This window comes from Acinetobacter sp. YH12076 (assembly GCF_013419525.1).
GTDB classification, from domain to species: domain Bacteria; phylum Pseudomonadota; class Gammaproteobacteria; order Pseudomonadales; family Moraxellaceae; genus Acinetobacter; species Acinetobacter amyesii.
This window is the reverse complement of record NZ_VOZY01000022.1, coordinates 1-18611: the sequence shown is the minus strand read 5'-3', so window position 1 is coordinate 18611 and position 18611 is coordinate 1. Positions and strand designations below refer to the sequence as shown.

General features: G+C 37.2%; 18 protein-coding genes, 7 pseudogenes and 1 other annotated feature. Of the genes and pseudogenes, 11 read left to right on the top strand and 14 right to left on the bottom strand.

All coding sequences use genetic code 11. The features are described from left to right. The 3 genes and pseudogenes from FTU22_RS15385 to FTU22_RS15375 form a co-directional block, all read left to right on the top strand. Nucleotides 1-467, top strand: a pseudogene (locus FTU22_RS15385) (IS1 family transposase); the annotation flags it as partial. 173 nt (nucleotides 468-640) lie between these two features. Continuing rightward, nucleotides 641-1469 (top strand): annotated as a pseudogene (locus FTU22_RS15380) (AraC family transcriptional regulator). A 49-nt stretch (nucleotides 1470-1518) separates the two neighbouring features. Further along, nucleotides 1519-2124, top strand: a complete 606-nt coding sequence (locus FTU22_RS15375) for a LysE family translocator (protein WP_000447788.1) — start codon at nucleotides 1519-1521, stop codon at nucleotides 2122-2124. Nucleotides 2125-2592: 468 nt separating this feature from the next. Here the strand turns inward: FTU22_RS15375 and FTU22_RS15370 are convergent, their stop codons facing one another. The 4 genes and pseudogenes from FTU22_RS15370 to FTU22_RS15355 form a co-directional block, all read right to left on the bottom strand. After that, the gene (locus FTU22_RS15370) at nucleotides 2593-2907 is read right to left on the bottom strand and encodes a hypothetical protein (RefSeq protein WP_104505826.1); all 315 of its coding nucleotides are present in this window, start codon (nucleotides 2905-2907) and stop codon (nucleotides 2593-2595) included. 38 nt (nucleotides 2908-2945) lie between these two features. Then, entirely contained in the window at nucleotides 2946-3260 is a 315-nt protein-coding gene (locus FTU22_RS15365) for a DNA-binding transcriptional regulator (protein WP_104505827.1), read from the bottom strand. Beyond that, nucleotides 3241-3564, bottom strand: a complete 324-nt coding sequence (locus tag FTU22_RS15360) for a transcriptional regulator (RefSeq protein WP_104505828.1) — start codon at nucleotides 3562-3564, stop codon at nucleotides 3241-3243. Before FTU22_RS15360 ends, FTU22_RS15365 begins: the two co-directional genes overlap by 20 nt. A gap of 292 nt (nucleotides 3565-3856) precedes the next feature. Beyond that, nucleotides 3857-4342 (bottom strand): annotated as a pseudogene (locus FTU22_RS15355) (IS3 family transposase); the annotation flags it as partial. A 105-nt stretch (nucleotides 4343-4447) separates the two neighbouring features. On the opposite strand from FTU22_RS15355, the gene FTU22_RS15350 reads away from it, so the two are divergent. The 4 genes and pseudogenes from FTU22_RS15350 to istB (FTU22_RS15335) all read left to right on the top strand — a co-directional run. After that, on the top strand, nucleotides 4448-4993 hold the full coding sequence (locus FTU22_RS15350) for a DNA-binding protein (protein ID WP_127800924.1): 546 nt from the start codon (nucleotides 4448-4450) through the stop codon (nucleotides 4991-4993). 98 nt (nucleotides 4994-5091) lie between these two features. Then, a pseudogene (locus FTU22_RS15345) lies at nucleotides 5092-6182 on the top strand (IS3 family transposase). Nucleotides 6183-6217: 35 nt separating this feature from the next. Continuing rightward, nucleotides 6218-6558: pseudogene (locus FTU22_RS15340) on the top strand (transposase); the annotation flags it as partial. 53 nt (nucleotides 6559-6611) lie between these two features. After that, a pseudogene (gene istB / locus FTU22_RS15335) lies at nucleotides 6612-6866 on the top strand (IS21-like element ISAba8 family helper ATPase IstB); the annotation flags it as partial. A gap of 248 nt (nucleotides 6867-7114) precedes the next feature. Here istB (FTU22_RS15335) and tnpB read toward each other — a convergent pair. Further along, entirely contained in the window at nucleotides 7115-7450 is a 336-nt protein-coding gene (gene tnpB, locus FTU22_RS15330) for an IS66 family insertion sequence element accessory protein TnpB (protein ID WP_004780063.1), read from the bottom strand. Continuing rightward, on the bottom strand, nucleotides 7447-7830 hold the full coding sequence (locus tag FTU22_RS15325) for a transposase (protein WP_180009508.1): 384 nt from the start codon (nucleotides 7828-7830) through the stop codon (nucleotides 7447-7449). Before FTU22_RS15325 ends, tnpB begins: the two co-directional genes overlap by 4 nt. Nucleotides 7831-7986: 156 nt before the next feature. On the opposite strand from FTU22_RS15325, the gene FTU22_RS15320 reads away from it, so the two are divergent. Both FTU22_RS15320 and FTU22_RS15315 read left to right on the top strand, forming a co-directional pair. Then, entirely contained in the window at nucleotides 7987-8268 is a 282-nt protein-coding gene (locus FTU22_RS15320) for a type II toxin-antitoxin system RelB/DinJ family antitoxin (protein WP_127800960.1), read from the top strand. After that, complete coding sequence (locus tag FTU22_RS15315) at nucleotides 8268-8588, top strand: hypothetical protein (protein ID WP_127800962.1); 321 nt, start codon at nucleotides 8268-8270, stop codon at nucleotides 8586-8588. The genes FTU22_RS15320 and FTU22_RS15315 overlap by 1 nt, the downstream gene beginning before the upstream one ends. A 75-nt stretch (nucleotides 8589-8663) precedes the next feature. On the opposite strand, the pseudogene FTU22_RS15310 reads toward FTU22_RS15315, so the two are convergent. Then, nucleotides 8664-9035: pseudogene (locus FTU22_RS15310) on the bottom strand (ISNCY family transposase); the annotation flags it as partial. A 520-nt stretch (nucleotides 9036-9555) separates the two neighbouring features. Here FTU22_RS15310 and istA point away from each other — a divergent pair. Together istA and istB (FTU22_RS15300) are read left to right on the top strand one after the other, a co-directional pair. Then, entirely contained in the window at nucleotides 9556-10575 is a 1020-nt protein-coding gene (istA, locus tag FTU22_RS15305; RefSeq protein WP_159153814.1) for an IS21-like element ISAba8 family transposase, read from the top strand. Next, nucleotides 10575-11348: an IS21-like element ISAba8 family helper ATPase IstB gene (istB, locus tag FTU22_RS15300; protein ID WP_159153815.1), complete on the top strand. Its 774-nt coding sequence runs from the start codon at nucleotides 10575-10577 to the stop codon at nucleotides 11346-11348. The genes istA and istB (FTU22_RS15300) overlap by 1 nt, the downstream gene beginning before the upstream one ends. A gap of 121 nt (nucleotides 11349-11469) precedes the next feature. On the opposite strand, the gene FTU22_RS15295 is transcribed toward istB (FTU22_RS15300), so the two are convergent. From FTU22_RS15295 to FTU22_RS15265, 7 genes are all read right to left on the bottom strand, one after another. After that, a protein-coding gene (locus FTU22_RS15295; protein WP_159153816.1) for an IS3 family transposase occupies nucleotides 11470-12689 on the bottom strand; the annotation gives its coding sequence in 2 pieces (ribosomal slippage) (nucleotides 11470-12413 and nucleotides 12413-12689; 1221 coding nt in all). Further along, nucleotides 12298-12414, bottom strand: a sequence feature (AL1L pseudoknot). Its footprint overlaps the gene before it by 117 nt. 263 nt (nucleotides 12690-12952) lie before the next feature. Beyond that, entirely contained in the window at nucleotides 12953-13468 is a 516-nt protein-coding gene (locus FTU22_RS15290) for a hypothetical protein (protein WP_127798922.1), read from the bottom strand. A gap of 40 nt (nucleotides 13469-13508) precedes the next feature. Next, a complete protein-coding gene (locus tag FTU22_RS15285; protein WP_127798920.1) occupies nucleotides 13509-14048 on the bottom strand; it encodes a 3'-5' exonuclease in 540 nt (179 codons plus the stop codon). A gap of 28 nt (nucleotides 14049-14076) precedes the next feature. Beyond that, entirely contained in the window at nucleotides 14077-14973 is an 897-nt protein-coding gene (locus tag FTU22_RS15280) for an ATP-binding protein (protein ID WP_127798918.1), read from the bottom strand. Continuing rightward, a complete protein-coding gene (locus FTU22_RS15275; protein ID WP_151208077.1) occupies nucleotides 14970-15467 on the bottom strand; it encodes a four-carbon acid sugar kinase family protein in 498 nt (165 codons plus the stop codon). Before FTU22_RS15275 ends, FTU22_RS15280 begins: the two co-directional genes overlap by 4 nt. Nucleotides 15468-15470: 3 nt before the next feature. After that, a complete protein-coding gene (locus FTU22_RS15270) occupies nucleotides 15471-16418 on the bottom strand; it encodes a CBASS oligonucleotide cyclase (RefSeq protein ID WP_151208075.1) in 948 nt (315 codons plus the stop codon). A gap of 19 nt (nucleotides 16419-16437) precedes the next feature. Beyond that, the gene (locus FTU22_RS15265; RefSeq protein WP_159153817.1) at nucleotides 16438-17973 is read right to left on the bottom strand and encodes a phosphorylase; all 1536 of its coding nucleotides are present in this window, start codon (nucleotides 17971-17973) and stop codon (nucleotides 16438-16440) included. Nucleotides 17974-18611: the final 638 nt, after the last annotated feature.

Genomic DNA, 18611 nt, shown 5'->3' with positions numbered 1-18611 from the left:
AAAGTTTTACGTACTTTAACTGAATCAACCTATGAAATTCAGCCTCAGCAAAGTCATTATGAATCTCTCGAAGTAGATGAGTTCTGGAATTTTGTTGGAAATAAAAAGAATAAACAATGGCTTATTTACGCCTATCATCGAGAAACAGGTGAAATTGTTGCTTATGTTTGGGGTAAACGAGATTTAGCTACAGTCTAACAATTGAAGACAAAGCTTAAACAATTAGATATTCACTACACCCGAATTGCAAGTGATCATTGGGACAGTTTCATCACTGCTTTTAAAAATGGTAAGCAAAGTATTGGTAAATTTTTTACTGTAGGTATTGAAGGCAATAATTGCAAAATAAGGCATAGAATTAGGCGTAGCTTCAGAAGAAGCTGTAATTTTTCAAAAAAGCTTGAAAACCATTTTAAAGCTTTTGATTTAGCCTTCTTTTCTTTTACATCAATAATGGCTTCATTTAAAGGCAGCATACTTTTTGAAGCACCACCAAAATTTTATGTTAAGTAGAGACTAAAAATGCCCTTGATTAAGGGCTTACAAGGGCATTTTGTATAAGGTGTATTATGTTAATTTTAGAATTTCTTCATTAGATAATTTTTGATAAGCTAAATCCATTAGGACTAATTAAGTAAATATGAGCAATTGGGTCAATGTCACACAGGATAAGTCTACAGGTATAGAACTAATTCATGCCCACTTCAAAGGCTTTGCATACGATCCTCATCTACACTCAAGTTATCTTATAGGGGTAACAGAGTTAGGACATCAACAATTCAATTGTAGAAAAAAAATTATTGATAGCTATCAAGGTCAAACTTTCATGCTTGAACCTGAAGAAGTTCATGATGGTAATGCACCAGATCCTCTCGGCTTCACTTATAAAATGATGCATTTAGATCCAGCATGGTTAAAAAAAAGCTATGAAGGAATATTTAATGAGCCTATCGAACTTGCTATCGAATCAACCCTACGTTCTGATCCTCAACTTTCACATTTGATACTTTCAACCTACAATATATTGAATAACAATGAATCTCAATTGATGAAAGATACGTATTTAGATCTTTTATTAGAAAACTTAGGTAAATAAAAAAATTTTATATAAACGTGAAAAGTCTATCCAGACATTACCTAATATTGCATTAAAGCTAAAAGAAATTTTACATGAAAGTCTCTTTCATGATTTAGACTTACAAACACTCTCAACATTGGTGAAAACAGATCGTTTTTATATTAACCGTGTATTTAAAAAAAACTTTAACTGTTCTCCACATCAATATCTGATCCAACTCCGTTTAAATAAGGCAAAAGAATTGTTAAGAAAAGGATTATCAGCAACAACTGTTGCTTCATATCTTTGTTTTTCTGATCAAAGTCATCTAGGTCGATGGTTTAAACGTTGTTATGGCATAACATTGAATCAATATCAAAAAGCGTGCACAAATGTTCTAGATATATCTTGAAGATATTTATCAAACTAGCCAAATAGTTTATTAATTTTTGGATTTTATTTTGGAAACGATTTTAGCTTTTTGTGCCTTTTCTTTTGTTGCATCAATTACTCCTGGACCAACCAATTTCCTTATTCTTAGTACAAGTCATCAATTTAGTATTAAAAAAACATTAGGCTTAATCTTCGGTGGAAGTATTGGTGCTGCATCATTAGTCTTAATTACAGGACTTGGAATTGGTACAACACTCAATGAATACCCCAAGATTCAATTAATATTAAGTTTCACTGGCGGCATTTGGTTAAGCTATATTGGATGGAAAATTTTTAATTATAGACCTGATCTAGAATCTAAAATCCAAAATCAAAATAAGAAAAATGGTTTTTTTACAGGCTTCTTTTTACAGTTTATCAACCCTAAAAGCTGGTTGATGGCTATTGCTGTTATTACTGTTTATACAGCACAACTAGCTAACTACTATCAGTCACTCATTCTATTTTCATTCATCTTTATGCTGATTTCTCTACCTTGTTTATTTATTTGGGCTTATTTAGGAAAAATCACAAAAAAAATACTTTCTACAGCTCATCATATGGTGCTCTTTAATCGAGTATTAGGTACTGTTTTACTTATTTCAGTATGGTATCCAATATTGCATGCTATTTAACATAATGGTGGTTATACGCAATACACTTGTATATTAATATAAATATCAGATACTTAATAAAACAAGAAAAATCCAAAAATGCCCAAAAAACCGATTTTGAAACAAATCGGCTTTTTTATGAGCAGTTTTGATAGTTCTTGCCAATAAATTTGTTTAAAAAGTAGTCGATTTTGAGATTTTTTAAATTTTATCAATGCGTGAATGTTCAAAATTATCCCCATTTCTTGTGGATAAAACTTAGGCTGTTTTGTACGCTTTAGCTTACGTAAATTCCGGTCCTTTGCGGCTATTCGGAATAGTAGAATTTTCATATGATTAATTGGTCAGGAACAGGAAGTTCCTTAGAATTACAAAGAATGAGCACCAGGATGGGGCCAGATACGACAAGCACTAAGCCAGCACAGACCTAAAGTTCCAATAAAAAACCTCGGCAGGATGCCGGGGTTTTTTATTGTCTGCATTTAAGGTCTAATCAGTCTTAGCCAATTCATTTTGGTTGATAAGTTTAATCAGCGCATTTTGAACAAACTCATCAAGTTCAATCCCTTTTTCTTTTATGATGGTTTCTATCTTTGCTAGCGTTTCACTTTCTAATTCGAACTCGATTTCTGCTGATGTTTCCATGAGTAAATCATAGTTATTTTCGACTATCTTTTTAAAGGTTTCTTCTAGATCTTTTGTTGATGGAATATTGAAAGATAAGCGTAATGAGCTATTGATAATTTCAATATGGGTATACCCTAAATATTCAGTACTTTTTCCCACAAATCCTAAGTGCTTCATAAAAAACCTTAAATAAATATAGTAGAGAGCTGTCTAAATTAAGCCAGACTCTCTTTTACAAATTTTGGATCAACAATAAATAATCGAATAAGGGATGTTGCTGCTCCTGATGGTCTTCTCGCACCTTGTTCCCATGATTCAAGAGTACGTCTTGATACGCCAAGAATCTTAGCAAACTGATCTTGTGTTAGTTGAGCCTTTCTACGAGCTAACGCTACATCTGTCTCAGTGATTACGGTTCTTTTCGCTGCATTACTAGTAAGCATATCGTCGATGCCTTGTAATATTTCAGCTTCAATATCCCTAGTTGCTTCAAAAGCCTCAAGTTCTTTTTCAGTCATTAAACGAGTCATTTAGTTTCTCCACTAATGCTTGAAGAGTCTTCTTACTAAGCTGTACAGTTTGCTTTTTACTGTACAAGGTTAATAACCAAATCTCTCCATTTGCTAAACGATTAAAGTAGATGACTCTGACACCACCACTTTTACCTCTACCACCGCTAGTCCATCTAATCTTACGAATACCACCTGCATTAGGCTCTACATCTCCTGCTTCAGGATTTAATGCTAAGAATGTTTTGAATTCCTCATATTCTTCCTGAGTCCAATAAACAAGACAGTATTTAGTAAATAATGGAGTCTCACATATTGTATACATTGATTGCATTCATACTACCTTGTAGTAGTTTATTTTATACTACTTTGTGGTATTTTTAAATGATAATTCTTAGTTCACAGGATTAAAGACGATGTACTATTTTGCAGAGGATCCCTTCTAGGTAATGTTACCTAGGAGGAACAATGAAAAAACTGAAACATCAGTACAGGCAATCAATACAGAGTACTCACCATGACTACTTTTGGGAAATCTATCCCAATGTCAGAAGCTCTGTATTTAAAAATTTAGCACTCTGAACCGTACCGGGTTTGTCGGAGACTTTTTATTTAAGTTAGGCCACCTGACCTAACGGATTAATCTTATCATAGTAGATTGCTTCAAACTCAAAAGGTGATACATAACCCAGTGCACTATGTACACGTTCTTTATTGAACCAATCTACCCAGTTTAGTGTCGCAAGTTGTACATCTGCTAAACCTTGCCAATCTGCTTTTAAATATTCAATCACCTCTGTTTTGTATAAGCCATTCACCGTTTCAGCCAAAGCATTATCGTATGAATCACCAGTCGTACCGACTGATGCTCGTAAATTTGCTGCTTCTAAACGATTGGTATAACGAATGGAAAGATATTGCACACCTCTGTCGGAATGATGAATCACATTCTTTGGCATGCATCGGTCATGCAATGCTTGCTCCAATGCATCGAGCACCATGTCTGTATTCATACGTGTTGATACTTTCCATCCAACAATTGCTCGTGAGAACACATCAATAATAAAGGCGGTATAGACCCAACCTGAATTGGTTTGAATATACGGGTGAGTTTTAGCTAGTCATAATTCATAAAAAATATCGATTGTGTACTGTACTGTAATGTACTAAAATACGATACAGTACAGTACACAATAGGAAGTAAACCCATGGCAATCACTAAATCAGATGTGGCAAAAGCCATCGAATCCCTTGCAGCACAAGGCTCAAACCCAACTAACGATAATATCCTTGCGGTTCTTGGTAGCGGCTCAAAGACCACTATCAACAAATACCGCAAAGAGATCCTTGAAGAGCAACTGGCGGCAGCCGTTACTACGGCAAAAACTCTGAAAGATGCGGAACTTGTTACCGTGTCACAAGTCATTGCAACCCTATTGCAAGAACGGATTGATGCAGTACAAGGCGGATATGCGGAAACAGTGCAACAACTGGAAAAGCAGCTTGCAGATACCACAGAAAAACTGGAACAGGTGCAAATCAAACTTGATGAACAGGTCAAACAAACTGATGACACCACCGACAAGCTGAAAGTCGCTCTTGCTAGTACAGATAAGGCAAAAGAAGACTACAACGCCTTGCAAGCCAAATATGAACAGCTACTCGAAAAATCAGGCTCGATCAAATATGTGGAATCACAACTCACTAATGCAAATGCACGGATAGCTGAATTAGAAAAACAGATTACAATGTAAAAAGACAAGTAACTGACGATGAAGGCTGGTAATCCCCCCTAAAAATAATAGGATCTAAAAGTAGAATTTTCTCTTAAGATACGAGCAGGAGATTCTGCATGAAAACATCTAAATTTACTGACAGTCAGATCATGTCCATCTTGAAACAGGCAGAATCTGGCACACCTGTAGCGACCCTTTGCCGTGAACACGGCATGAGTAATGCTACCTTTTATAAATGGCGTGCCAAATATGGTGGTATGGATACATCATTAATGGCTCGACTGAAAGAGCTAGAAGCCGAAAATACCAGACTTAAAAAGATGTATGCGGAAGAGCGATTAAAGGCCGAAATCATCCAGGAAGCGATGGCAATGAGCAGCACTGCTGCGCAAGGGTAAAGCCATCTTGCCGGCGTAAGATGGCACAACAGGCAGTTGCCCAGCATGCCATTAGTATTCGTTTGGCTTGTAAAGCATTTGGCATTAGTGAAACCTGCTACCGCTATCAAGCCAAACTCAGCGATGACAATGCACTCATTGCTGAACAGCTCATTGAACTCACTGAGGAAAATTCCGATTGGGGCTTTGGTTTGTGCTTCTCGTATTTACGGCATGTTGAGAGTTGCTGCTGGAATCACAAGCGGGTTTACCGCATTTACTGTGAGTTGGCACTGAATCTGCGTATTAAACCGAGAAGAAGACTAAAACGGCATGCGCCTGAACCATTGAAAGAACCAATCCGAGAAAATCAGGTTTGGTCATTAGATTTTATGCATGATCAGCTTTCCGATGGTCGCAAGTTTCGATTATTGAATGTGATTGATGATTACCGCCGCGAAGGCCTAGCCATTGACGCAGGGTTCTCATTGCCCACAATCAGGGTTATTCGTACGTTGAATCAATTGCTGGAGTGGAGAGAAAAACCGTTAGTGATCCGATGCGATAATGGTCCCGAATTTATCAGTCACGAATTTGTGCGCTGGGCTACTGAGCACGGTATTCGTATTGAATATATTCAACCGGGTAAGCCACAGCAGAATGCGTATATTGAACGCTATAATCGGACTATACGTTATAGTTGGCTGAGCAAGCATTTATTTGATACTTTGGATGAAGTACAAGATTATGCAACAAACTGGTTGTGGCATTACAACCATGAAAGACCACATCAAGCTAACAAAGGAAAGCCACCTCTAATGGCTGCTTAACCTCTACTTTTAACTTCGGTTATTTATGGGAGGATTACCGATCACCTGAAATATTTAATACAGACAAAGGCAGTCAGTTCACGAGTGATGCATTTATTGATGTATTGAAATCAAATGGCATTCAAATCAGTATGGATGGTAAACTTGCGCAGTATACTGCTCATAGATTGATAATGTGATGGTTGAACGATTATGGCGGAGCGTTAAATATGAAGAGGTGTATCTCAAAGCTTATAGCAGTGTCACAGATGCAAAAAAGCAATTGAGTGCATATTTCAAGTTTTATAATTTGAAACGACCTCATTCGAGTCTAGACAAAATGACACCCAATGAGTTTTACTATGATCAGCTACCCCAACAAAACAAGGTGGCTTAACTAGAGCGGAATATCACTTATAGAAGTTGTTCAAATTTCCGGATCCATCTCTTTATTTACCGTTTGGACGTGAAGAAGCGAATCTGTTCTTTAACGTGATTGCCAAGCGTTATGAAAAAGGCAGTACGATATTGACGAGTAACTTACCCTTTAGCCAGTGGTCCAAATCCTTTGCAGATGATGTCACGTTGACCGCTGCGATGTTAGATCGGTTATTGCATCACTGTCATGTGGTACAAATATCGGGTGAGAGTTATCGTTTGAAGGATAAAAAAAGAATTGGGATTCAGCCCCAGGTTGAAATTTAATACGAGATCAAAGGGGTCAATTTTACTTTGCCATTTGTAAGGTGAAAGGGGTCAATTTTAGAATGCCGTTGACAACTTAAATAAAAAGTCTCCGACAAACCTGGTACGGTTCAGTCTGGTGAATTCCAGCAGTTGTTCATGGGTCAGTTGGCTTAAGTCAGGCAGCGTATTCATGACCGCAGTATGCCTGAGGTCATGAGAAGAATGAAATAGAACGTTTGGAGGATGGCAGAATGGTCGAGCTTGGTTTAGAGCATATTCACCACTTGCTGCAATCCAATTCTCTGCCAGGGCAAACCTTGGATCAGTGCCTGTAACTGTTCCGGGCTGAGGGCCACGGTTTCACCTTGGTGAACTTGAGCCCAGTGAAATTTGCCCTGTTCCAGCCGCCGGGCACACAGCCAGATGCCCAATCCATCATGTACCAACACTTTCATGCGATGGCCACGTTTATTACAGAACAGGTAAGCACAATGCGGTTTGATGTAGCCAAAGGCTCTCACCACCTGAGCCATGGTCGTATCCATACCTGCACGCATGTCCATGGGCTGAGTAGACAACCAGATTTCATCAATGCGGATCATGTTGCAAGTGCCTTGAGTAATTCTGCTAAAGCAGATATTTTCGATACTTGCCATTTTAGCTGAATATCATTATTCGTATGAGGCACGGTGATACACAACGTGATCCTCTCATCAATAGGTTGGCTGATTGCAGCAGTGTAAGGCAAAGCAATAAATGCTGGATTCACATGAGTAGGATCCTGCACGGCACCATCATGATGGCTGAAGATCCTGATCCAACGACTGACAAGGTTGGCATTAATACTATGTTGCAGTGCGACCGAAGCGATCGAGGTATTAGGATTTTTACAGGCATTGACAATACTGAGTTTGAATTCTTTGCTGTATGTTCTGCGTTTTTTAGCAACAGGAGGTGTTGCTGAATATATATCCATGTTCATGGATTAAGTCCCCACTTGTTTTTAGGTGGGAACTAAATTAAGGCTTATAGGATCGCTTGGTAAGGCTGTGTTAGCCGGATGCTTACCACTTACTACTCACTTGCCTTGTACCATTTTATGGCATTAAATGGCCTTAACAAGATTGAGAGGTGTTAAATGTCTAAGCTAATAAAAAAGAGAGTTCAATATTCTGTGGATGAGGCTATTTCTGAATCAGCAGAGTACATTATTAAAAAAGTTGGGCTAACCCCTGCATCTGTTTTTAGTATGGTCATGGCTGAAATAGCCAAAACAGGTCGAATCCCTGTAAGCAATCAAATAAGTGATGATGATTTTAATACAGCACAGCTCATAGCTCTTAGCCATAATATCCCAAGTGTAAAAGTATCTAATACAAAATCTGCTCAAGCATTTTTAAACGATGATGGTGGGTACTAATGGCACAGGATTTGTATTGGGCTTATGTTGGTTTGACAGATATAGTAGATGGCAAAACTCGCCCTGTTTTATATATTCGACAAACAAAAAAAGACTACATCGTATTCCGTTTAAGCAGTCAATATGACAATAAATCTGATTTTATTAAACGTAAATATATTGAAATTATAGATTGGGAATCGGTTGGACTAAGTAAAAAATCATGGATTGATACCGTACAGACATATCAGTTGCCAATTGATAAAACAAAATTAACTTACATTGGTAAACTTTCTAAAAATGACTATGAGCGATTAATTAATCATCTTAAAGAACAATAACTGTTTGTCCAATTAGCCGAATAATATCTGTCCAAGTTAGCACAAAATTTAATGATCATTAAATAAGAATTTGCACTTGGATCGCAGAATCCATAAATTGGCTGCAATCATCCAGGAACGTAGTGTTTCCACTGAAATATCGAATCCATGAATGGTAGTGAGCTTTTCATGAGCCAAGGTAGATCCAAATCCCAGCAGATGTTCAGAAATAATGGAAAGACATTTTGATTTTAATAAATCATCATGGCGACGATGGCCAGGTTGACCACGACTGGCATGCGCCATACCTGAAACACCATCTTGATTGAGCTTCTGTAATAACCAGGTAATTTGACGGGTTGAAAGATTAAGGATTTCAGCAGCACGGACTTGGGTAATACGATGATCTCGAACGTCTTGCAGAACAGCAAGACGTTGAATTTCTTTGTCAGACATAGTGATCAGCATCTATATTTCATATCCAGTCCATGATGTTTAAGCCATCATAAACTAGACATTTTTATTGGTGAGAATATAGACATTTTGAATGGGTTCTAACATGCCAATTGCGTATAATATAGATTATGTTAAATTAAGTACATAGTACTTTAAGTTCATAACTCTCTGTGTTTATAGATAAACAATATATAAAACAATGACTTATTAAAAAAATAATTCTAGGCTAATTTTATTTAAGTCTATATAGTGTTTACTTCATTTAGTTCTTCAATTGTGTAATGTTCTTCTTAAAGACAATCAAACTCTCAAAAAAGCATTCAACTCAAAATCGAATTGTTGTGCTGTTCAATGCTTCGACTACAACGGCATGTCTTTATCCATTACTCTATTCTTTATCTGTTTTGAGATTTCAAAGTGTAGCTACCCAACAATCAGATATGCTGTTAGCGGCAGTGTAAAAATGACCCCCTAATGGCATTTAAAAACTGACCCCCTTGGTTAATATAGCGGTCATTTTGGACTGCTCAACATGTTAACTTTGGAGCAAGCAGTGACAATCCAAATACTTCATCAACAAGGTAAATCTATTAAAGCCATTAGTCGTGAACTGGGGGTGTCCAGAAATACCGTACGTAAATATTTACGGCAAAACACCACACCTCAGTATCAGCGTATACAGCCTAGAATAAGTATCCTTGACCCATATAAACCCTATTTACTCCAACGTGTAAACGCAGCTCATCCTGAATGGATTCCTGCTGTTGTGCTCTACCAGGAAATTTTAGGGTTGGGATATCCAGGAAAGATCAGGATCTTGAGGGAATATCTTGCAACATTAAAACCAGTTGCTCAACCGGAACCGATCATTCGTTTTGAAACCCAACCTGGCCAACAAATGCAGGTAGATTTCACGACAATTCGACGCAACAACACGACTTTAAAAGCCTTTGTCGCAACATTAGGGTATTCCAGAGCGACTTTCGTGAAATTTTATGATCATGAACGTACGGATGCATGGATCGATGGTCTAGAAAATGCATTTCAGTTTTTTGCAGGAGTACCTCAAGAAATCCTGTTTGATAACGCTAAAACGATCATGATTGAACGGGATGCCTATCAGGAGGGGCAGCATAAATGGAATCCCAAACTGCTCGACTGCGCCAAGAAATACAGCTTTCGTCCTCGCGTATGTAAGCCCTACCGTGCACAGACCAAAGGCAAAGTTGAACGCTTTAATGGATACCTCAAATCAAGCTTTATTGTGCCATTGAAAGCAAGCCTGAAGACTTCGGGTTTACTGTTAGATGTTGATGTCGCCAATGCCCACATTGGCCGGTGGCTGCATGAAACCGCCAATCAGCGGATTCATGCCACCACGCAAGAAAAACCGGCTGTTCGACTGCAACAGGAGCAGCAAAAATTTACGCCATTACCGCAATCAGATACAGGTTCTAGCACTGTACCTGTTGCAGCAGCACAGCATGTCATGCCCTACGAGAGTTTGCAGCATCCCTTATCGGTATATGACCAGTTGCTGGGAGTTTCCTGATGAATCTGCAATACGACCGTATAGAGCAACTTTGCCAAAAGCTCAATCTGCCTGCCATCGCATCACAATGGTCACATCATGCACAACAAACATTAGGTCAAGATGGAAGTTATGCCGACTTTGTTGAAGCTATCTTGACGCATGAATATGCTGCCAGGCAACAGCGCAGCCAGCAGGTCCTGATGAAACTCTCAGGCCTGCCTCAAGTGAAAACGCTGGAAGGTTACGATTTTAATTATGCACTGGGTGCTCCCAAATCACAGGTGGTCGAGTTGTTCAACCTGAGCTTTATTGCTAGAGCAGAAAATGTGGTGTTTCTCGGGGCTAGCGGTGTAGGGAAAACGCACTTATCTATGGCATTAGGCTATAAGGCCATCATGAACAATGTCAAAACCAAGTTTATTACCGCCGCCGATCTCACGCTGCAACTGAGTACAGCCTATCAGCAAGGTAAATTGAAAACCTATATGCAACGTGCGGTACTGGGACCAAAGTTACTGATTATCGATGAAATTGGTTATTTACCGTTTGGACGTGAAGAAGCGAATCTGTTCTTTAACGTGATTGCCAAGCGTTATGAAAAAGGCAGTACGATATTGACGAGTAACTTACCCTTTAGCCAATGGTCTAAGTCGTTTGCGGATGATGTTACGTTGACCGCTGCGATGTTAGATCGGTTGCTGCATCACTGTCATGTGGTACAAATATCGGGTGAGAGTTATCGTTTGAAGGATAAAAAAAGAATTGGGATTCAGCCCCAGGTTGAAATTTAATACGAGATCAAAGGGGTCAATTTTAGAATGCCGTTGACAATGCTCGCACTTAAATTTTGGTATGAATTCTGGTTCCAGAAATTGAACCGTACCGGGTTTGTCGGAGACTTTTTTATTTAAGTTAGGCCACCTGACCTAACGGGTTAATCTTATCATAGTACATTGCTTCAAACTCAAAAGGCGATACATAACCCAGTGCACTGTGTACACGCTTTTTATTGAACCAATCTACCCTGTTTAGTGTCGCAAGTTGTACATCTGCTAAACCTTGCCAATCTGCTTTTAAATATTCAATCACCTCTGTTTTGTATAAGCCATTCACCGTTTCAGCCAGAGCATTATCGTATGAATCACCAGTTGTACCGACTGATGCTCGTAAATTTGCAGCTTCTAAACGATTGGTATAGCGAATAGAAAGATATTGCACACCTCTGTCGGAATGATGAATCACATTCTTTGGCATGCCTCGATCATGCAATGCTTGCTCTAATGCATCGAGCACCATATCTGTATTCATTCGTGTAGATACTTTCCAGCCAACAATTGCTCGTGAGAACACATCAATAATAAAGGCGGTATAGACCCAGCCTGAATTTGTTTGAATATACGTAAAGTCACTGACCCACAGTTGGTCAGGATGATCAGCAGTAAAATTACGTTTCACTAAATCATCTGCTCGTTTTTGGTCATCTCGGCTACGGGTGGTTTGTTTGTTCTTACCTCGCCAAACACCTTGTATACCTAGCTTTTTCATTAATCGAGCAACAGTACAGCGTGCAATAATATAGCCTTCACGTTTCAGTTTTTGCCAGACTTTACGTACACCATACCGACCTGAACTTTCCTTCCAAATTCGTTTAATCTCCTCAGCATGATGCAAGTCATGTAAATCTCGCTTTGCTCGATGTTCTGGATTTTCGCAGAGATCTAGAGTCCGGTAATAGGTTGAAGCTGCGATCGGTAAAATCCTACAAATCGCATCAACACCATATAAGTCTTTATTGTTATGGATGAAATCCACCATTATTTGTGTGGGCGGTCGAGCTCCGCCTTGGCGAAAAAAGCGGCTGCTTTGCGTAGAATTTCATTGGCACGCTTTAATTCTTTAATTTCACGTTCCATTTGCTTCATTTTTTCTTGGTCAGATATCTGTTGTACTTTAATAGGATTTTGCTGATCTAAATGCTTTTGATGCCAGGCACGAAGTGTTTCAGGAGTACAACCAATCTTAGGCGCAATTGCTGTGATTGCAGCCCAATTCGATGGATAATCTTTCTCGGATTCAATCAATAATTGAACCGCTCTTTCTCTGATTTCAGGGGTATATTTTAATTTTGTCATCGGGATAGTCTCTCAGAATATTGACTCTCCGACAAACCCGGTACGGTTCATTCAGTTCTTTGGACAATTCCCTTTTAGATCAATAATAGAGACTAATATCAATTATCTTATACATGGTATGTGGTTGATTCCATTAATAGTCCTTGGATTTTTTTTATTCACTGGTATTAAAATTCATCAGAAGAATATTAGTAAAATATCTAGATATTAACAGCCTAAAAATATTATCTAGCCCTATGCAAAGATATGCATAGGGTTATTACTTATTTAGAAATTAACGTAGTATCATTTTTTTTGGGAGTTTCAAAAGAGATTTTTTCAAAAATTATTAAACTAAAGATTAAGACTCCGATTAAGCCAATTAGTCCCATAATTAAGAAAGTTGCTCTAAATATCAAGCCATAAGTCAAAATTTTACTTAAATATTTTTTTCCCATATTAGCTCTAATAAGATTACTTTCTTCATTACAAAATATTCCAATATCAATTGAAGAATTTCTTTCTAATCTTTTAAAGACTTCTTCAGATTGTTTGATTAAAAAAGATGTTCTTTGATCTAGCTTCCAGAAAACAAATGCCGTAATACTTAAGAAAATGGATAAAAATATTCCTATGTAAGCAAAGGTACTTGAGGACTGAATGGAAACACCTATAGCGGTTCCTAATCCAGCAATGATAAAAAGAAAATAATTGAACATTGTTATTCTTTGGTTGGAATGTAATTCAAAGTACTTCCAGGCATGTTCAACAGCTTGTTCAGAATTAATCCTATTTGTCATATTAATATTACCCAATTGAAAATTATATGAATTATATAATTTATTCAATTGAATAAACTAATCTAAATAATTCTGCTTGATACTTTGCATCGTGCAAAGCATTATGATCTCCTTGTAAAGTAGGATGTACATATTTATCTATTGAACTTGACTTTGTATCGTACCAGCTACATTTTGTGGCTCCCATAAAAAGAGCTTTGATATCTATAGCTGATATACCAAAAGGATTTCTATTTAAATATTTTAGAAAATAAAAATTTATAAAAGACCAATCGAAAGGCGCATTAAGTCCTACAAATATAGGTCTAGAGTCCTCTGGTAAATACTTGAGTATCCAACTTTCAAATTGAGACATTGCTTCTATGGGGGGAATACCTTTCTTTCGTGCTTGGTCTAAAGTTATTCCTGACACTTTTAAAGCTTCTTCAATTGCTTGATCACTGATTGGTTGGAGCATTATTGTAAATTCTATATCAGGGTTATATACGAAACATGCTCCTATAGTCAGCATACTGTGTTCACCTACTATAGGACCTGCTGTTTCAATGTCTACAGAAATATAAACCTCTTTTTTATACATTCTTATGCTCCTTCCAATTAGAATTATGTTATCCAGCCATTATAGGTGAAGGCTTTAGCTTACTAAGAGCCTGATGGAAGTGTGAGATTTTTAATTCTGAATCAGGAAAAGCTAAAGAAACTGCCGTTGGATATAACCGTGTACGAATATCTGAATAAGTCCAACCTGGTTCTGCTCCGTGAGGAGCAGTTGCACTTACTAATTCGGCAATTTCATCTTCCGAAAAATCGATGTCAGACAAATCTTTAGTAAAAAGCTCATGTCGTTCTTCATTAGATGGGCGAACAAACTCTTCTACAATGGAAGCTCTACGCAAAACAGCTGCATCTAAAGCAGCTAATCGATTAGTACATAAAATTGCAAAGATACGGCCACCATGTTTTCTTAAATCATCTATTGCTTGAATTAAAGTATTCACACCAACTTTATCTTCATGATGACTATTTTCTTGACTTCGAGATGCTCCAAGCGAATCACCTTCATCAATAATAAGAAAAGCTCGACCATTTCCATGTCCAATAGACCGAGTGATTTCATCGAATGCTTGTGCAATGAGAGTACCCATTTCACCAACTTTACCAGTTCCTCTGACTTTATTACTAAGCTTAAATAGCAAAGCATCTTCTATTTTCGCATCACGAGCTAATCTATTAACAATTGCTTCAGCATTTGCAGTTTTTCCAGTACCTACATCACCATGAAAAATAGCTAAAGGATATTGATCGACAAGAAGATCAATAACCGCTAGTTTTTTCCCATGTTTTTGTTTACTCCATTGTTCTAACTCATCAGCCTGAAGCAAAAGTTGTACTTGTTTCTTAATACGGGAATATCTAGATTCAAAACCGAGTAATTTGTCAGCTAAATCATCAAATTGTTTAATTGGTAAATCTGTCTTAACTTCAAAAACTGTTGATTTACTCATGAGTAGTCGCTCCTATTAGCTCCATAACCATTACTGCTATAACCTCGCTCCCCTGATGCAGAAAGGCTACTGTGAGTGGTACTTTCTGTTGTTGAGACCCAAGTTATTTCCAATGGTAATTTGGAAGCTTTTTCTGATTCATTACGATATTTATCGGTATGTGACAATATAATTCTAATTCGTCCATCTGGTGTGTGGGGCCACATTACTCCGCCAGGTCTTTCAGTACCAGATGCACCTTCAGTTTGAAATATGTACTTAATAGCTCTAACTTCTGAACCATAGGAAGATATCAAAGTTACATCAACTTTAGATAAATATTCATTTTTTGCTAATAGTTCAATATCATGGGCATATTCTTTCGCTTTATCTTCAGTCATCGCTCTTGTGCTACTAGCGATCATAATTAAATCTGCTTTAATACTACGTACAACTTTTTCAACATCAGCTACAGTGTAAGTACTCGAATAAGTACTTGAGTATGATGAACTCATGCTTTAATCCTTAATTTTAAATTTATTACCGAATATTTCTTTCCAAATGTCGTTATCATCTTCTACTGATGCATAATTTGCAGTTTCCCAAGCTTGTAAGGCTATTTTGACGATTTGTTCTTTCTCTTCTATAGTTATTCGAGACGCTACATTATTTTCATGGTTAGCAGGATCAATAATTACAACAGGATCTGAAAAATATTTCTGCACCTTAGCCGAGTTCTCAGGGAAATCAATACGCTCATTTAATTCACTTTGAGCTATAAATCCTAAAAATTCTCTAAAACGTTGTTCAATATTTTGTGTTGGTCCATCACGATCTTGTAAATAAGCTAGTATCAACTCTAGATGAAAAGATTTAAGGCCCGGAGGGCACGCAAAATTTTTCCATCGTTTTGCCATACGCACTAAAGTGCGGTAATGCTTATCTGAATTTTTTCTATCACGAATAAATTGAATATGACAAGGAGCACAAGTTAGGTTTTTTTCTTTAGTTTTTAGATCATATTGCCAACCATGGTTTGGTTCTTGGGCATCTTGAATTACAGGAACTACATCTACACTCAGCCCACTTTTGACAAAAGTTACTGTAGCTGCTCTCCGTTGAATCTCAAAATCTTCAACAGCTTTAGTTGGATAAATTTTTGTGAGTAACGTGTAAATTAAGTCATTAAGATTGTCTAATGTCGAATCATCTACATTTTTATTACTGATATAAAATACAATATCTACATCGATAGGATCATCTACAGTTTTCTTCAAAATTGTATACTTTGCAAAAGAACCGGCTTTAACTACTTTTGCTATTTTTAAGTCAGAGTTTGAAGTGATATGTTTGCGTAACTCTGTTATTAAATTATCCACTTGTGCATGATATTCTGTACGTTTTTCTGAAGGTAAACGAAGTACATTACCATCATAATATTGAAGATCTGAATTTGTAAGTGACATTCTGATGTGTTTCCCCAAGTTAGTTATTAAGTGTTAAGCCATGAGTAATATAATCTGCTGTTACTGCAGCAGCTGCTTTTGCGGCTAAGTCATGAAAGCGATTGTCTTTTGTGGAATCACCAAAGTCACTAATTCCTCTAATCATTAACACGGGTTTTTTATGTAAAGCACAAGCCGCAAATACTCCTGCACCCTCCATTTCAGCAACTTCAATTTTTCCATTAAGTTCTTTTAAGGCTTTAAATTTTTCAGGATCTCGAAGAAGCTTCTCACCACTTCCAATAGTGACTGTTTTAGGCATAACACTTTTAGTTACTGGGCCAATTTCAATACTATCTGGAAGTATGATTTCTAAGGCTTCATAGCTCTTTATTAAGCGACTTTCTAAAGAACTTTTGTTAGATAAATATGTGCTAACATCCTGTCTAACTTTAAGATCTAACACTGTGCTTTTAGGCCGGTGTTCTGTAGCGCCACCTTCAATGAGAGCTGCTCCTTCGTATGCAACGACTTGTTCAGATAAAACAACTTCGCCTAAAGCACATTTTTCGCGCATTCCCGCAGCAATACCTAACATGATTACATTTTTAGGTTGTAATTCAATTAGTAATGTGGTGGTGATTGAAGAAGCATCTACATTTCCAGCGCTAGAAAAACATGCTATTGCGCAATTAGCCCGTATACCATCATTGCGAATTATTTCTGTTTTCCATACATGGAGACCCGTACTTGTAACTATAGGCTGTACACCTTCATTAATATTTAATGCTTGCCTTGCAGCTGATAATTCAATTGGTAAAGCTGTCAAGACTAATACATCTGGCGGAAGAGCTGCGTGTCTAGCTTGTTCCTCTTTATAAAAGATCGTAATAATTCTCTTTGCAATTTGAGAAAATTCTAATACAGGTTCTTCTAAAGAGAGTGCTGAAATACTTTTTACCACAGTAGAACCGGTATTTTGCAAATAAGTTTGAGGAGTGTCTCTAAATTTTTTTAGCAATCCTAATGCACCATTTCCATCTTCTTTATTTGATCCGATTTGTAGATCTAAAGGCAAAATAGGCAACCCTTTTTTTACCATTTTGTGAGCTCTATCTAATACTCCTTTACCACCACCTAGTGCAATCATTGCTGTAGCATGCTCAATTTGTTCTTCACCTACATTGCTACCTGTTAAGATTTCGTCATCAATACAAATATGTTCAGCAACCCCACGAGCAATCATGCTATTTAAAAGCCGTCGCTGTTCGGAATTGGTTTTGCATTGCAACCGATCATTTGATGCAACAATCTTAAGAAAGATTTTGTTTTCTATCCCTTGAGTTAGTTCGTTTATTTTTCTAGCAATAGTCCAATCAAAAACTAAAGATTTTTGAGTTTGATTTACAGGCTCTGCTGAAAAATAACCGATAAAGCTGCCTCCAGCATTAATAACTTCTGTTACAAGAGCTTCAACAAATGAATGAGCCTTATCGATTTGGTCATCATTTGTAGTAAGAGAAATGCTACCTGCAAGGAGAATACAACTATTTGAAAGAGAAACTGGATTACTCATTCTCCCCTTACCCCCTAAAAAATATAATAATTTTTAATAGATGAAGGTTACATTAACTATTGCAAGTGTTCTTTGAAAATTTATTTAGCTTTGTAATTTTAGTATGCAAGTAGTTTAATTGTTCACTCCTCCAGGTATCACTGCAAATATGGCTGTACAGTGGTAAGAACCCTACAAACGCGATTGAATGAGATAAAGTAATATACTGTAGTACCAGCTGTTAAAAGGAAAAACCACCAAAACACCTAGATTACTAATTGTTACTGAAGGAATATCCATAATTTTGGAAAAAGTTGTCTAGATAGAAGAAGAACTCCTAATAAAGTCGCAATTATTGCACGAGCATGCTGAGAAAGGCGGCACTCAAATCTACAGTTGCTATGTGAGTTGTGAGTTATGACCCGGCAAATATGATAACTCCAATAAAATCATTAATCTAAACATTTGCTGAATCTTCATTAAATTACTAACCACTGAATTAGATGGATGAAATGGTAAATATATAGTTGTGAAGGGCTTTGTTGCACAAACCTATCTGTAAAGGCTTTTTCAGCGATATAATTTTCAAATGAAGAAGCCTACACACAAAATCTACCGCACAACCAATTGGCCCGCATATAACCGAGCACTCATGAGTC

Bases quoted from the DNA above. Each gene is read 5' to 3' on its own strand.
- FTU22_RS15370 (WP_104505826.1), bottom strand. From the start codon at position 2,907: ATGAAGCACTTAGGATTTGTGGGAAAAAGTACTGAATATTTAGGGTAT.
- FTU22_RS15365 (WP_104505827.1), bottom strand. From the start codon at position 3,260: ATGACTCGTTTAATGACTGAAAAAGAACTTGAGGCTTTTGAAGCAACT.
- FTU22_RS15360 (WP_104505828.1), bottom strand. From the start codon at position 3,564: ATGTATACAATATGTGAGACTCCATTATTTACTAAATACTGTCTTGTT.
- FTU22_RS15350 (WP_127800924.1), top strand. From the start codon at position 4,448: ATGGCAATCACTAAATCAGATGTGGCAAAAGCCATCGAATCCCTTGCA.
- tnpB (WP_004780063.1), bottom strand. From the start codon at position 7,450: ATGATCCGCATTGATGAAATCTGGTTGTCTACTCAGCCCATGGACATG.
- FTU22_RS15325 (WP_180009508.1), bottom strand. From the start codon at position 7,830: ATGAACATGGATATATATTCAGCAACACCTCCTGTTGCTAAAAAACGC.
- FTU22_RS15320 (WP_127800960.1), top strand. From the start codon at position 7,987: ATGTCTAAGCTAATAAAAAAGAGAGTTCAATATTCTGTGGATGAGGCT.
- FTU22_RS15315 (WP_127800962.1), top strand. From the start codon at position 8,268: ATGGCACAGGATTTGTATTGGGCTTATGTTGGTTTGACAGATATAGTA.
- istA (WP_159153814.1), top strand. From the start codon at position 9,556: ATGTTAACTTTGGAGCAAGCAGTGACAATCCAAATACTTCATCAACAA.
- istB (WP_159153815.1), top strand. From the start codon at position 10,575: ATGAATCTGCAATACGACCGTATAGAGCAACTTTGCCAAAAGCTCAAT.
- FTU22_RS15290 (WP_127798922.1), bottom strand. From the start codon at position 13,468: ATGACAAATAGGATTAATTCTGAACAAGCTGTTGAACATGCCTGGAAG.
- FTU22_RS15285 (WP_127798920.1), bottom strand. From the start codon at position 14,048: ATGTATAAAAAAGAGGTTTATATTTCTGTAGACATTGAAACAGCAGGT.
- FTU22_RS15280 (WP_127798918.1), bottom strand. From the start codon at position 14,973: ATGAGTAAATCAACAGTTTTTGAAGTTAAGACAGATTTACCAATTAAA.
- FTU22_RS15275 (WP_151208077.1), bottom strand. From the start codon at position 15,467: ATGAGTTCATCATACTCAAGTACTTATTCGAGTACTTACACTGTAGCT.
- FTU22_RS15270 (WP_151208075.1), bottom strand. From the start codon at position 16,418: ATGTCACTTACAAATTCAGATCTTCAATATTATGATGGTAATGTACTT.
- FTU22_RS15265 (WP_159153817.1), bottom strand. From the start codon at position 17,973: ATGAGTAATCCAGTTTCTCTTTCAAATAGTTGTATTCTCCTTGCAGGT.